We start from the raw sequence: 13223 nt of genomic DNA, 5'->3' as shown, positions 1-13223 counted from the left end.
GGCACACCACAGCACCCCCGGACACCCGCCACGGCCCCCCGCCCCCCATCACCAGACCGGCCTCGCCCCGCATGCACCCGCGCCGGGCCGGTGTGAGGGTGGGCGGGTGACCTTGAGCGATCAGTCGGCCGCCGTCGCGGCACCGGCGCCGCCCGTGCTCGACCGGCGGCGCCGCAACGTCGTCTTCGTGACGATCATGCTGGGGATGCTGCTCGCCGCCCTCGACCAGACCATCGTCGGCACCGCGCTGCCCACGATCGTGTCGGATCTCGGCGGGGCGGAGCACATGTCGTGGGTGGTGACGTCGTATCTGCTCGCGGAGACCGTCGCCACGGTCCTGGTCGGCAAGTTCGGCGACCTGTTCGGGCGGAAGGTCGTCTTCCAGGTCTCGGCGGTCATCTTCATCACGGGGTCGTTCCTGTGCGGCCTGTCGACGAACATGACGCTGCTCATCGCCTGGCGGGCGATGCAGGGCATCGGCGCGGGCGGCCTGATGGTCACGTCCATGGCGCTGATCGCCGATGTCATCCCGCTGCGCGAGCGCGGCAAGTACCAGGGTGCGATCGGCGCCGTCTTCGGGGTCTCCACCGTGATCGGGCCGCTGCTCGGCGGGCTCTTCACCGACCATCTCAGCTGGCGCTGGGCGTTCTACGTCAATGTGCCCATCGCGATCGTCGTCGTCATCGCGGCGGCCCGCACCATCCCCGTGGTGAAGTCCGTGGCGCGGCCGGTCATCGACTACCTGGGCATCGCGCTCGTGGCCGTCGGGGCGAGCGCGCTGATCCTCGCCACGAGCTGGGGCGGCAATCAGTACGCGTGGGGGTCACCCACGATCATCGGCCTCTTCGCCGGCGGCCTGATCGCACTGGCGCTGTTCTGCGTCGTGGAGACGCGCGCCGCCGAACCGATGCTGCCGATGCGGCTCTTCGGCAACCCCGTCTTCACGGTCTGCTCGATCCTCAGCTTCATCGTGGGTTTCGCGATGCTCGGCGCGATGACGTTCCTGCCGACCTACCTCCAGTACGTCGACGGGGACTCGGCCACGATCTCGGGCGTGCGGACGCTGCCCATGGTGGTCGGGCTGCTCATCGCGTCCGTCTTCAGCGGCAACGTCGTCAGCAAGACGGGGACGTACCGGATCTTCCCGATCATCGGCGCGCTGGTGATGGCGCTCGGGCTCTATCTGCTCTCGCTCATGGGGAGCACCACGAGCGCGTGGCTGGAGTCGCTGTACATGTTCGTCCTCGGCGTCGGCATCGGCCTGTGCATGCAGGTCCTGACGATCGCCGTGCAGAACACCGTCCCGTACGCGGATCTGGGCACCGCCACGTCGGGCGTGACGTTCTTCCGTACGCTGGGCAGCTCGTTCGGCACGGCGGTGTTCGGGACGATCTACGCCAACACCCTCGAGCCCAACCTCAAGGACGGGGTCGCCCGGGCCGCGGGGACCGGCGTCGTGGATCCGGCGGCGATCGCGAAGGCCGCGCAGAGCCCGCAGGGGGTGCACGATCTGCCGGACGCGGCGGCGGGGCCGGTCGTCGAGGCGTACGCGGACACCCTGCACACCGTCTTCCTGTGGACCGTCCCCGTGGCGTTCCTCGGTTTCCTGGTGGCGCTCTTCCTCAAACAGGTGGAGTTGCGCGACAGCGCGCGGATGGGCGCGCCCGACATGGGTGAGGGCTTCGCGCAGCCGTCCAGCGGCGACTCGGGGCACGTACTGGAGCGGAGCGTCGCCGGGATCGTACGCAATGTCGGCATGAACACCGCGCGCGGCATCATCAAGGGCTCCGACACCCGGCTGGACATCGCGGGCGCCTGGGCGGTCATGCAGGTCTCGCTCTTCACCCGCATGGTGGGGCACGCGAGCCTCGGCCTGATCGCGGCGCGGCGCAGGATCCCGGCCGAGGTGCTTGTGCCGGTCTTCGACCGCATGGTCGAGGAGGGGTATCTGACCCGCACCGGCACATACTTCTCCCACACGCCCGCCGGGGAGCGCGAGGCGGAGGTCATCGCCGGGGCGTGGTCGTCGTGGCTGGCCGAGGAGATCGAGAAGGACCTCGGGCGGCCGCCGGACGAGGAGCTGACGGCCGCGGTGGACACGATCGCCAAGCGGCTGCTCGCGGAGGACCTGGAGCAGGGGCTCGCCGCCGAGACGGCGGGCACCTCGTTCGCGTCGCGCTGAGCCGACCGGCCCGCTGGACCCAGCGCGTCTACACGGTGTACTGAGTACGCAGCTCGCGCTTGAGGACCTTCATGCTGGGGCCGAGCGGGAGGGCGTCCGTGAACTCCAGGCGGCGCGGGTACTTGTGGCGGCCCAGGTGCTCCTTCGACCACGCGATGATCGCGTCCGCGTCCTTGGCCGCGTCGGGCGCCGGGACGACGACGGCACAGATCTCCTCGCCGTGGACGGGGTGGGCCAGGCCGATCACGGCGGCCTGCGCCACGTCCGGGTGGCGCATCAGGACTTCCTCGACCTCGCGCGGATAGACGTTGAAGCCGCCGCGGATGATGACGTCCTTCTTGCGGTCGACGATGGTCAGGAAGCCCTCGGTGTCCTTGGTGCCGAGGTCGCCGGTGCGGAACCAGCCGTCGACCAGCGCCTCGGCGGTGGCCTCGGGGCGGCCCAGATAGCCGGAGAAGACGTTGTGGCCGCGGATCACGACCTCGCCGAGTTCGCCGGTGGGCAGCAGCTCGACGCGGTCGTCGATGTCGGCGCGGGCGATCTCGACGTCGACGCCCCACAGGGGGTGGCCGATGGTGCCCGCCTTGGTCCCGAGGTCGGGCTGGTTGACGGAGGCGGCCGGGGAGGTCTCGGAGAGGCCGTAGCCCTCGTAGACCGGTGTGCCGAAGGCCTCTTCGAAGCGTTCGAGGACGGCGACGGGCAGCGAGGCGCCTCCGGAGATGCACAGGCGCAGCCGGGGCAGCTCGGGGGCGGTGGCGGCGGCGGCCACCAGACCCACGTACATGGTGGGCACGCCGTGGAAGGTGTTCGCCCCTTCCGCCACCATCAGCTCGATGGCGCGCGCGGCGTCGAAGCGGGGCAGCAGGACGAGGGTGGCGCCCGCCCGCCAGGTGGAGTTCATGGAGACGGTCTGGCCGAAGGCGTGGAAGAGGGGCAGCGCGCCCAGCACGATGTCGTCGGGCCGGACGTCGTTGGCGTCGAAGGCGTTGACGGTCGCGTTCATCACGAGGTTGAAGTGGCTGAGCACGGCGCCCTTGGGGATGCCTGTGGTGCCGCTGGTGTAGAAGATGACGGCGGGGTCGTCGGCGTCGCGCGTGACGTACGAGGCTAGGGGCTCGGTCTCGCGGGCCAGGGTCTCCCACTCGCCCCCGGCGCCCAGCTCCAGCATGCGTACGCCGGTGGCCTCGGCGGCCGCTCGGCCCGTCGGCGCCTTCGTGGGGTGGCACAGGAGCAGGCTCGCGCCGCTGTCGCGCAGGACGTGCTCGACCTCCTGCGCGGAGAGCAGCAGGTGGACGGGGACGACCACGCCTCCCGCGGCGAGGATCGCGTAGTAGGCCTTCGGGAACTCGGCCACGTTGGGCGCCATCAGGGCCACGCGGTCCCCCGGCCGCACGCCCAGCTCCGTAAGGGCGGCGCCCTGGGCGCGGGCCTCACGCCACAATTCCCTGAAGGAGAGGCGCAGTTCACCCTCGACGAGGGCGGTGCGGTCCGGGTGGCGGCGGGCGGGCTCGGCGAGGATGGTGGCGAGGGACAGCGTTGCCATGGGGGGTGTGCTCCGTTTCCGTGCGGCCTTGCGGTGGTTCGGACTGCTGCGCGGCGCGCTGCTGTGTGGCGCGCGGGGCGCGCCGGGCGCCCCGGTCGGCGGTGGTGCGCCGGGCGCGGGTCAGTCGCGCTCGACGAGGAGCGCGGTGCCCTGGCCCACGCCCACGCACATGGTGGCGAGGCCGCGCGAGGCGCCCGTACGGCGCATGCGGTGCAGCAGTGTGGTGAGGATGCGGGCGCCCGAGCAGCCGAGGGGGTGGCCGAGCGCGATGGCGCCGCCGGAGGGGTTGACCAGCTCCGGGTCGAAGCCGAGGGCGTCGACGCAGGCGAGGGCCTGGGCGGCGAACGCCTCGTTGAACTCCGCCTCCTGGATGTCCTCGACTCTCCAGCCCAGGCGGTCGAGCACCTTGCGTGTGGCGGGCACCGGCCCGAGGCCCATGACGTCCGGGTGCACGCCCGCCGACGCCCCGGCCGCGTACCGGCCAAGGGACTCCAGGCCCAGGTCGTTCAGCGCCTCCTCGCTGACGAGCAGCAGTCCCGCGGCGCCGTCGTTCATCGGCGAGGCGTTGCCCGCGGTGACCGTGCCGCCCTTGCGGAAGACGGGCTTCAGACTGCTGAGCTTCTCGTACGAGGTGTCCTCGCGCACGCATTCGTCCGTGTCGACCACGACGCCGTCGGGCCGGGTGACGGGGAGCAGTTCGTCCTGGAAGTGGCCGTCCTTGCGGGCGGCGGCGGCGCGCTGGTGGCTGCGGAGGGCGAAGGCGTCCTGGCGCTCGCGCGGGACGCCGTGGCGTTCGGCGACCTCTTCGGCGGTCTCACCCATCGCGAGGACGCCGTGCAGGTCCTTCATCCTCGGGTTGGTGAGGCGCCAGCCGAGGCGGGTGTCGGCGGCTTCCATGCGGTGCGGCAGTACCTCGTCCGGGCGGGGCAGGACGAAGGGGGCGCGGCTCATCGACTCGGAGCCGCCCGCGAGGACGATGTCGGCCTCCCCCGCGGCGATGGTGCGCGCGGCGGTGGTGACGGCTTCGAGTCCGGAGGCGCAGAGCCGGTTGACGGTCGCTCCGGGCACGGATTCCGGGAGGCCGGCGAGGAGGGCGGCCATGCGGGCCACGTTGCGGTTGTCCTCGCCCGCCTGGTTGGCGGCGCCCCAGTAGATGTCGTCGATCCGGGCGGGGTCCAGCTGCGGCAGGTCGGCGAGGAGTCCTCGTACGACGTCCGCGGCGAGGTCGTCGGGGCGGACGGAGGACAGGGCGCCGCGGAGCTTGCCGATGGGGGTGCGGCGGGCGGCGGCGAAGTGGACTGTGCGCACGATACGGCTCCGGATCGTTCTGCGGGTCTCGCTGCGTTAATTAGCGCTGCTAGTTTTGGAGTCTATGCGGGAGGCGGGGCCGTGGGAAGGGGTTCCCGCCGTCTGCGACCGGGCGCGTCCCAGCTCCGCGAGGCGGGTGAGGGCGGGCAGGGCGTCCGCGATCGCGCGGCGCTGCTCGGGGGCCAGCTGGTCGAGGAGCGGTCGCAGGTGCCGCGCCCGGTCGGCGCGGCGGGAGCGGCCGATCTCCCGGCCCGCCTCCGTGATGTGGACCAGGACGCCGCGGCCGTCGCTCGGGTCCGGGCGGCGCTCCACGAGTCCGTCCCGCTCCAGGCGGGTGACCAGCTGGGTGATGCCGGGCTGGCTGACCTGCTCGGTCTTCGTCAGCTCGGTCAGCCGCCGCGGGCTGCCGCCGAACGCGAGGGTGTCGAGCACCGACAGGGTCGTGAACGGCAGCTTCTCCAGGACGGGGAGCCGGATGTAGAACCGGTTGAAGTCCTCGATCGCGGAGGTGAAGGCTTCCACGTCCAGGGCGGAGTCAGGGGCGCCCCGGTCCGGGGTGCCGTGGGCACTGGGGTCCAGGGTGCCGTGGGCCTCGCCCTGAGCGTCGGCGGCCGCGCGTGGTTCGTCGTTCGACATGGCGCCACTCTAGGAACGCCCCGCCTGCTTATGTAAGTTCCCTGTGCGTTCACGCGCATACGACGGCGCACGAGGCCCCCGGCCAGGTCATGCGGCGCGGCAGAGCACCGGGGCCGGGGCCGAGCCGCGCGCCACGGTACGGACGGTCACCGCGGCCTGCGAACGGTTCCGCGCGAAGACGACCAGGCGCAGCACCGCGAACCGCGCGACACCGGCGAGCGCGGAGGCCGACAGATAGACGATCTGCTCCAGCACCGCACCGGGCGCCGCCACGAGCTGCTGCAAGGCGAACATCGCCACGCAGGTCACCGCGTACGCGGCCGCCGCCGACCCGGCCGACTGCACGTGCTGGCGCCCGGTGGCGCGCCCGCCCGCGCCGAAGGTGAAGCGGGCGTGCAGCTCGGTGGCGAGGAGCGTGGAGACGACGGTGACCAGGGCGTTGGCCAGGGCCCAGGGGATCGAGGAGGCGAGGCCCGCCACGGCGAAGCTGGAGGCGAGCCCCACTCCGCCGCCGCAGAGCACGAAGCGGGCGAAGGCGGCGAAGGCGCCGGGGGCCGTCTGCTGCTGGCTCCGTGCTGTCTCCATGATCCGACCCCTCCGATGGCTCCTCCGCGGAAACGCGCACCCCCTGGTCGGCGGAGACCGAGGAGCGCGCGCCCTTCATGGCGCCATCATGGCACACCCATGGCACCATGGCGAGCCATTGATGGCGTCACGCATGGTTCACCCCGTGGTGAGGACGCAGCCCTACGCCCTTCGGCGGCAGCTGGGAAGGGGGATTCAGGCGAGGGAGAGGCACCGGCGCCATCGTGGCACCACCCGGCGACAGCCCAGGCCGTTCTGAGGATGAGCCCACCGATGCGCGTGACGTCTGCGCGCCGAGCGCGTCGAGTACGGCCTGCACGGCATCGCGGCCGACGGCTTCTTCGCCAGGGGTGATGTGCTCCGCGCCCGGCGCGATGAGGTGAGGCGGAGGACGGGGTGCCGGTTCTTCGGCCGGTACTTCAGTGAGAGCGGGCGACTGCCCCTCAGCGCCCCCCGGCAGCCCCTGGCCGCCGCCCCGCTCGCCCTCGGCGGGTCAGCCGAACCGCAGGATGCGCGGGGCGAACGTGCCCTCGGGGCCCGCGGCCCTGCCGACCGACCACACCGTCGCCGTGCCCGGCACCGGTGCCAGCCGCATCACGGAGGACTTACCCTCTCCGGCCACCTCCGGTTCGCTGTACCCCGTGAAGGACTCTCCGTTCCAGGCGAGGAAATCGGGGCCGGGGACGATCGGCGGATAGGAGCCCGGCGGGCCCCACTTCTGCGAGCGGGCCACCGCGACCCAGCCGAGCCCGCCGGACGCGTCCGGCGCCAGCGAGGTGATCCCGCCGAAGTCCGTCGGTATGGTGACGCGGCTCCACGTCTTCCCGTCGAAGCGGACGAGCAGGGGCGGGATCGGCTTGCCCGCGGGGCCGCCGATGAACCCGGCCGTGCCGCCCGCCCACACCTCCGTCGGCGAGACCGCGAGCACGCTTCCCACGGCCGACCGCGGGAACCCGTACACGATCGTCTGCTGCCACGCCTTCCCGTCCCAGTGCGACACGGCCGCCGCCGACTCGGTGGAGCCCGCGGCCCAGACGTCGTCGGCCGACAGGATGTGCAGGCCGTACACCGCACCGGGCGGCACCGGCACGTCCCGCCAGCCGCGGCCGTCCCAGCGGAGCAGCGCCTGCGCGCCGTCCCTCGTACCGATCAGCCAGGTCTCCCCACCACCGGCGACGGCCTGGGTCACGTCCACACCGCGTGGCGGCCTGCGCTCGTTCCAGGAGTCGCCGTCGAAGCGGAGCAGACGGGTGCCGCCCGCCGAGTCGCGGCCGACCGCCCAGGCCGAGGTCGGTGAGGTCGCCGCGACGGAGAGCAGCTCGCCCTGCCAGCGGACCTCGGGCAGGCCCTGGCGCTGCCACGAGCCTCCGTCCCAGCGCAGCAGTAGGGGGAAGCCCGGCGCGTCGCGGCCGACGGCGTCGGTGCCCACCGCCCACGCCCGGTCCTGCCCGAAGGCCACGGCCTGGTTCAGCCCGGCCTGTGGACGTACCTCCGCCGGGACCGGGACGTGTTCCCAGGAGCGGGTCTCCGCCGCGGCCGCGCTCATGACGGCCACGAGGGTCATGGCGGCGGCGAGGACCGCGACGAGAAGTCGGCGTGCCATGGTCAGCCTCCCAGCCGCTCGCTCATCAGATTCGGTTTCGAGCCGTAGATCTCGACGGTCCCGAAGGAGAGCAGGGAGGACCCGGCCCTCGCCATGGCGCGTGGTTTCACGTCGATCGCGTTCGTGCGCTGGGGCCCGTAGGAGAAGGTGGTGCGGGCGCCGTCCACGCGCGCGTACTTCGACTGGAACGCGCGGTCGCTGCGCACCGGCAGCCACAGCGCGCCGTCCGGGCCGCGCACCAAGGCCTCCGTGTAGGTGTCGCCCAGCGGGGGGTAAGTGGTGCGCCAGGCATGCCCGTTCCAGGTCATCAGGTAGGCGCGGACCCCGTCGTCGGTGTGCTGACTGCCGCTGACGGCGGCCCGGCCGGACGGTTCGAGCAGGATCGTGTGCACGTTGGCGCGCGACGGCAGGGGCACCTTGGCGTCGCGCCACGCGGTGCCGTCCCAGCGCAGGACGGTGGTCCCGGTGCTGGTGTCCGCCCAGGCCCAGGCGTCGGTGGCGGTACGTGCCGTGATGCCCATCACGTAGTGCACGTCTTCCGGGGCGGCCTGCGTGGTCCAGGCGGAGCCGTCGTAGTGCAGCACCTTCAGCCCGGTGTCGTCCTCACCGACCACCCACGCGGCACCCTGTACCGCGGCGAAGTCCTGGTAGATCCGCAGGGTCCGCGGCAGCGGGAGGGCGCTCCACCCTTCCGCCGAGCGGCGCAGGATCTCGCCCTCGCCGGCGCGGTTGTGGAAGATCCACACCTCCTTGCCGACGAACTGCACCTTGCCGAGCCAGCCCTGCTCACCGGCGCCAGGGAAGGTGGTGTCCCGGCTCCACTCCGTGCCGTCCCACCGGTAGAGCATGGGCCGCAGTCCGTCGGCGGCGTGCTCGTACCCGCTCGCCCACGCCTCGCCCGGCCCGCGGGCGGCGAGGTCCTTCACGGTCACCGGCGGGGCCGCCGCCGGTACCGGCAGAGCCGACCAGCCGGGCGTCACGGCCGCGGCGGGCGACACCAGAGTGGCGCACGCGATCAACAGGCAGACAACGACCGTACGAAGACTGTTCACAAGCCCCCCAGACCGCGAAGGTCGCACAGCCTACGGGCGTTCGCACACCCGTGCACAGGCGGCATCCGGCCATCACGGCCCTGGCGGCCGCGGGGCGGGCCCGTGGCTCAGTCGGCCAGGGCGATCCGTACGGCGCCGCCCCGCGCGTCCACCCGGCCGGTCCAGTCGCCGGGGATACGGAAGGGCCGGTTCGGGACCGCTGGGCGACGGCGGCGGGCGCGGTGGAGGGTCCTGCCGTCCTGGGTGACCACCAGGGTGGGGTGGGTGACGAACTCCGTGGTCCGCAGGGTGAATCCGTCGCCCGGCTCGTCGAGGGCGAGGCGGTTGGGGGCGACCCAGCCGAGCGGGGCCGTGACCCGCAGCGGCACCGAGGCGGAGGGCCAGTCGCCGTCGCGGAGATAGCGCCGGACCGCGGCGGAGGCGGCCGCGCCCTCCCTGGCCACCACCCGAGCCGGTTCGACGGCGTGCAGGACGTTGCCCACCGCGAAGACACCGCGCTCGGCGGTGCGGAAGGCGCCGTCGACCGCGGGCCCGCGCGTGCCGGGGTCGAGCGGCAGGCCACCGCGCCGGGCCAGTTCCTGGTCGGGGACGAAATCGCCGGTGAAGACCACGGTGTCGCAGGCGACGTACGCCGTTCTGCCGTCCCGGTGCCGCAGCCCCACCCCCGACAGGCGGCCCCGCCCGAGGAGTTCGGTGACGGTGGCGTCCGTGAGGAGGGGGATGGCGTGCCGCAGCCGGGCCTCGGCGGCGCGGGCCCGCGACGCCTGGTGGCGCGGGTACTCCGTGACCAGCGCGGCGACCTCGACCCCGGCCTGCCGCAGCGTGTCGAGGGCGGTGAGGCTCACCGGCTCCGCGCCGACGACGACGGCCCGCGTGCCGATCCGCTGCCCGTGGCCGTGGACGGCCCGCTGCAACTCCCCCGTGGTGAACACCCCGGCGGGCCGCGTGCCGGGCACCAGGCGTGCGGCGCGGGGCCGTTCACGCGCACCGGTGGCGAGGACGACGGCCCGGGCGGTGATCCGCTCCAGGCCGCGCGGGCTCGTGGTGTCCAGGGTGAGGGGCCCCGACCAGCCGGTGACGGTGACGCCGGTCCGCAGCACCGCGCCGACGCCGACGGCCGCGGCCACCCAGCGCTCCGCGTACTGCGGCCCGGTCATCCCGAAGCGGCCGAACCCGCCGTGCGCGCAGTGCCGCGCGGCTCCGCCCGCCTGCTGGTCCCTGTCGACCACCTCGACCTCGCCCGCGCCCGTCGCGGCGAGCCCGGCCGCGGTGGCGAGACCTGCCGGTCCGGCGCCCACGATCAGCGCGTCGACGATGCGTTCACGCCTCATCCGGACCCCGGCTCCCCACCCTTTTCGAAGAGTTCACGCACCTGGGCCCCGCAGTGGAAGCCCTGGCAGCGCCCGGCGCCCGCCCGGGTCCGGCGCCGCAGCCCATCCGGTGAGCCCGGCGGAACCACCGCCGCGAGGGCGTCGCGGATCTCGCCGCGCGTGACCCGCTCGCAGTGGCAGACGAGGGTGCCGTACGCGGGGTCGGCGGCGATGAGGTCGGCGCGCTGGTAGGGGCGCGGGAGGGCCTCGCCGAGGTTCGGCATGCGAAGGGGTGGCAGGTCCCGGGCCGCGGGGAGGTCGAGGCCCGTGGTGGCGAGGAGGTCGGTGACGTGGGCGGCGATGGCCAGGGACGCGGTGAGCCCGGTCGAGCGGATGCCGCCGACCGTGACATAGCGCTGCTCCTTGTGGGCGCTGACGCGGTAGTCGTCGTACCCGGTGGCGGCGCGCAGTCCGGCGTAGACCGCGGTGACCTCCTCGTCGAGCAGTTCGGGCAGGATCCGACGGCCCTTCTCGCGCAGCAGGGCGATGCCTTCGGCGGTCGAGCCGGTGGCCGTCTTGTCGTCCAACTCCTCGGCGGTGGGGCCGAGGAGGACGTTTCCGTACACGGTCGGGGCCACCAGGACGCCCTTGCCGAGTGCGGTGGGCACGGGCAGCAGGATGTGGTCGACGAGGTCGCGGGCGAACTTGTCGAAGACGATGAGCTGGCCGCGGCGCGGGGTGACGGTGAAGTCGTCGTGGCCGAGGAGCCGGTCGACCGCGTCGGCGTGCAGGCCCGCGGCGTTCACGAGGTGGCGGGTGCGCAGGGTGCCGCGGCTCGTGGTCAGCTCGTGAAGGCCGCCGCCCGGATCGATCTGCCGCACACGGCAGTTGAGGTGCAGATCGACACCACCGCGTACGGCCTGGGTGGCGTAGGCGAGTGTGGTCGTCCAGGGGCAGATGATGCTCTCGCCGGGCACGTCGAGCGCGCCGAGCGCTCCGGGGCCCAGGTGTGGTTCGCGGGCCCTGACCTCGTCGGGGCCGATGATCCGTGCCGCGTGGTAGCCGTTGCGGGCGGCCTTGTCCAACAGGCCCGGGAGTGCGGCCCGTTGTTCCTCGTCCCAGGCCACGAGCAGCGCACCGACCGGCTCGACCGGGATACCGGACTCGGTGGCGTAGGCGGCGAGGAGGCGCCGGCCCTCGCGGACGAGACGGGCCTCCAGGGAGCCGGGCACGGCGTCGAAGCCGGTGTGCAGGATCGCGGTGTTCGCCTTGGACGTGCCCTCGCCGACGTCGTTCGCCGCGTCGAGCAGGGCGATGCGCAGCCCGCGGTGGCGGGCCAGTTCACGGGCGATGGCCGTGCCCACGACTCCGGCGCCGATGACCGTGACGTCGTACGCCGTGTCGGGTGGCGCGCCGCTCCTCAGCACCCGCCCGGCGCTCTCGGCGACGCTCATGAGGGCGTACGTTCCAGGAGTGCCGTCACGGCCGAACGGAAGCCCGCGAGGCGTTCGGCCGCCTGGTCCGCGCCGATCCGGGGTTCGTAGACGGCGGCGGGCCGCCAGGCGGGGGCCGCCTCGGCGACCGGGAGCGCGGGGTCCAGGCCGATGCGGGCGACGGCGGCCGCGCCGAGCGCGGTGAGATCGGGCAACGCCGAGACCTCGACGGGCAGTTGGAGCAGGTCCGCCTGGGTCTGCATGAGCAGTGCCGAGCGGGTGAGGCCGCCGTCGACGCGCAGGCTCGTCAGGGGCTCGCCGAGGTCGGCGGCGGCCGCGTCGGCGAGCGAGGCGACCTGTGCGGCGATGCCCTCGCACAGGGCGCGGACCAGGTGCCCGGCGGTGGTGTCGAGGCCGAGCCCGGTCAGCGAGCCCCGCAGGTCGCCGCGCCACCAGGGTGCGGCGAGGCCCGCGAGGGCGGGTACGAAGGTGACGCCTCCCGTGTCCGGGACGGCGCCGCCCACGGGGTCGATGTCCTCGGCGCCGCCGATCACGCCGAGGTCGGTGAGCCAGCGCACGGCGGAGGCGGCGGTGTAGACCTGCCCGTCGAGGCAGTAGCTGCTCTTCCCGTCGAGCCGCCAGGCGACGCAACTGACCAGACCGGAATCGCCGCGGCGTGGCCGGTCGCCGGTCTGGGTGAGCAGGAACGCCCCTGTTCCGTAGGTGCACTTGGCGCTGCCCGGCTCGGTCACGTGCTGGGCGAGCAGGGCGGCCTGCTGGTCGACGAGGAGCCCGGTGAGCGGGATCTCGGGGCCGAACGCGGTGGTGGTGCCGAAGGGGCCCGCGGCGTCGACGACACGGGGCAGGCGCTCCTCGGTGAGCCCGTAGATCTCCAGGGCGCGCGGCGACCAGGTGACGTCGTCGAGGTCGAGGAGCTGGGTGCGGCCGGCCGTGGCGGCGTCGGTGACGTAGGCGCCGGTGAGCCGGTGGACGAGCCAGGCGTCGCTGGTGGTGACCACGCCGTGCCGGGTGAGGTGGCGGCGTATCCACGCCATCTTGGGCGCGGCGAAGTAGGGGTCGAGCGGCAGCCCGGTGAGGTCCTTCAACTCCTCGGCGTGGTCGGCGATCTCGGCGCAGATCGAGGCGGCGCGGCGGTCCTGCCAGACGAGGGCGTCGGTGAGCGGTTCCCCGGAGTCCGGGTCCCAGGCCAGGACCGTTTCGCCCTGGTTGGCGAGGCCGACGGCGGCGACCGGTTCGCCCGCGTCGGCCAGCGCACGCCGCCCGGCGTCGACGACGGAGGAGAGCAGCTCGGCGGGGTCGACCTCCACCAGGCCGCCGGGCAGGAAGCGGGGGCGCACCTCGGCGGTGCCCGTGCCGATCACGCCGCGCTCCGGGCAGACCACGAGGGCCTTGGTGCCGGAGGTGCCCTGGTCGACGGCGAGCACGGGCCGCTGTGCCGAAGGCCGCTCATCGCTGATCACCGCGGAAGCCTGCTACAGGGTGGCTGAGGCCGTCAAGGGACCTGCACGACGGCGAGGGGACGCCGGGCGACCGCGAGAGGACAGCAAATG

The 13223-nt window shown here is 73.5% G+C and carries 10 protein-coding genes; 1 reads left to right on the top strand and 9 read right to left on the bottom strand.

Translation table 11 applies throughout. The features are described 5' to 3' along the window. The first annotated feature begins 106 nt into the window (after positions 1-106). A complete protein-coding gene (locus tag DMA15_RS33670; RefSeq protein ID WP_125516448.1) occupies positions 107-2182 on the top strand; it encodes an MDR family MFS transporter in 2076 nt (691 codons plus the stop codon). A gap of 28 nt (positions 2183-2210) precedes the next feature. Here DMA15_RS33670 and DMA15_RS33665 read toward each other — a convergent pair whose 3' ends face one another. The 9 genes from DMA15_RS33665 to DMA15_RS33625 all read right to left on the bottom strand — a co-directional run bounded on the left by DMA15_RS33665 (position 2211) and on the right by DMA15_RS33625 (position 13133). Beyond that, on the bottom strand, positions 2211-3725 hold the full coding sequence (locus DMA15_RS33665; protein ID WP_125516447.1) for a long-chain fatty acid--CoA ligase: 1515 nt from the start codon (positions 3723-3725) through the stop codon (positions 2211-2213). Between the two features lie 120 nt (positions 3726-3845). Further along, complete coding sequence (locus DMA15_RS33660; RefSeq protein WP_125516446.1) at positions 3846-5033, bottom strand: thiolase family protein; 1188 nt, start codon at positions 5031-5033, stop codon at positions 3846-3848. 36 nt (positions 5034-5069) lie between these two features. Further along, a complete protein-coding gene (locus DMA15_RS33655; RefSeq protein ID WP_125516445.1) occupies positions 5070-5669 on the bottom strand; it encodes a MarR family transcriptional regulator in 600 nt (199 codons plus the stop codon). 87 nt (positions 5670-5756) lie between these two features. Then, on the bottom strand, positions 5757-6254 hold the full coding sequence (locus DMA15_RS33650) for a hypothetical protein (protein WP_125516444.1): 498 nt from the start codon (positions 6252-6254) through the stop codon (positions 5757-5759). Positions 6255-6747: 493 nt separating this feature from the next. After that, positions 6748-7857 (bottom strand): hypothetical protein, encoded by a 1110-nt coding sequence (locus DMA15_RS33645; RefSeq protein ID WP_125516443.1) that lies wholly within the window; start codon positions 7855-7857, stop codon positions 6748-6750. 2 nt (positions 7858-7859) lie between these two features. Continuing rightward, positions 7860-8909, bottom strand: a complete 1050-nt coding sequence (locus DMA15_RS33640; protein ID WP_125516442.1) for a hypothetical protein — start codon at positions 8907-8909, stop codon at positions 7860-7862. A gap of 107 nt (positions 8910-9016) precedes the next feature. Beyond that, the gene (locus tag DMA15_RS33635; RefSeq protein WP_125516441.1) at positions 9017-10240 is read right to left on the bottom strand and encodes an FAD-dependent oxidoreductase; all 1224 of its coding nucleotides are present in this window, start codon (positions 10238-10240) and stop codon (positions 9017-9019) included. Further along, the gene (locus DMA15_RS33630; protein WP_125516440.1) at positions 10237-11673 is read right to left on the bottom strand and encodes an FAD-dependent oxidoreductase; all 1437 of its coding nucleotides are present in this window, start codon (positions 11671-11673) and stop codon (positions 10237-10239) included. The genes DMA15_RS33635 and DMA15_RS33630 overlap by 4 nt, the downstream gene beginning before the upstream one ends. Then, entirely contained in the window at positions 11670-13133 is a 1464-nt protein-coding gene (locus DMA15_RS33625) for an FGGY family carbohydrate kinase (protein ID WP_240660077.1), read from the bottom strand. The genes DMA15_RS33630 and DMA15_RS33625 overlap by 4 nt, the downstream gene beginning before the upstream one ends. Between the last annotated feature and the right edge of the window lie 90 nt (positions 13134-13223).

The organism is Streptomyces sp. WAC 01529 (assembly GCF_003945545.1).
GTDB classification, from domain to species: Bacteria; Actinomycetota; Actinomycetes; order Streptomycetales; family Streptomycetaceae; genus Streptomyces; species Streptomyces anatolicus.
This window is presented reverse-complemented; position numbering and strand designations above follow the sequence as displayed.

Excerpts from the sequence above, each read along its gene's own strand:
- DMA15_RS33665 (WP_125516447.1), bottom strand. The coding sequence starts at position 3,725 with ATGGCAACGCTGTCCCTCGCCACCATCCTCGCCGAGCCCGCCCGCCGC.
- DMA15_RS33655 (WP_125516445.1), bottom strand. The coding sequence starts at position 5,669 with ATGTCGAACGACGAACCACGCGCGGCCGCCGACGCTCAGGGCGAGGCC.
- DMA15_RS33650 (WP_125516444.1), bottom strand. The coding sequence starts at position 6,254 with ATGGAGACAGCACGGAGCCAGCAGCAGACGGCCCCCGGCGCCTTCGCC.
- DMA15_RS33645 (WP_125516443.1), bottom strand. The coding sequence starts at position 7,857 with ATGGCACGCCGACTTCTCGTCGCGGTCCTCGCCGCCGCCATGACCCTC.
- DMA15_RS33635 (WP_125516441.1), bottom strand. The coding sequence starts at position 10,240 with ATGAGGCGTGAACGCATCGTCGACGCGCTGATCGTGGGCGCCGGACCG.
- DMA15_RS33630 (WP_125516440.1), bottom strand. The coding sequence starts at position 11,673 with ATGAGCGTCGCCGAGAGCGCCGGGCGGGTGCTGAGGAGCGGCGCGCCA.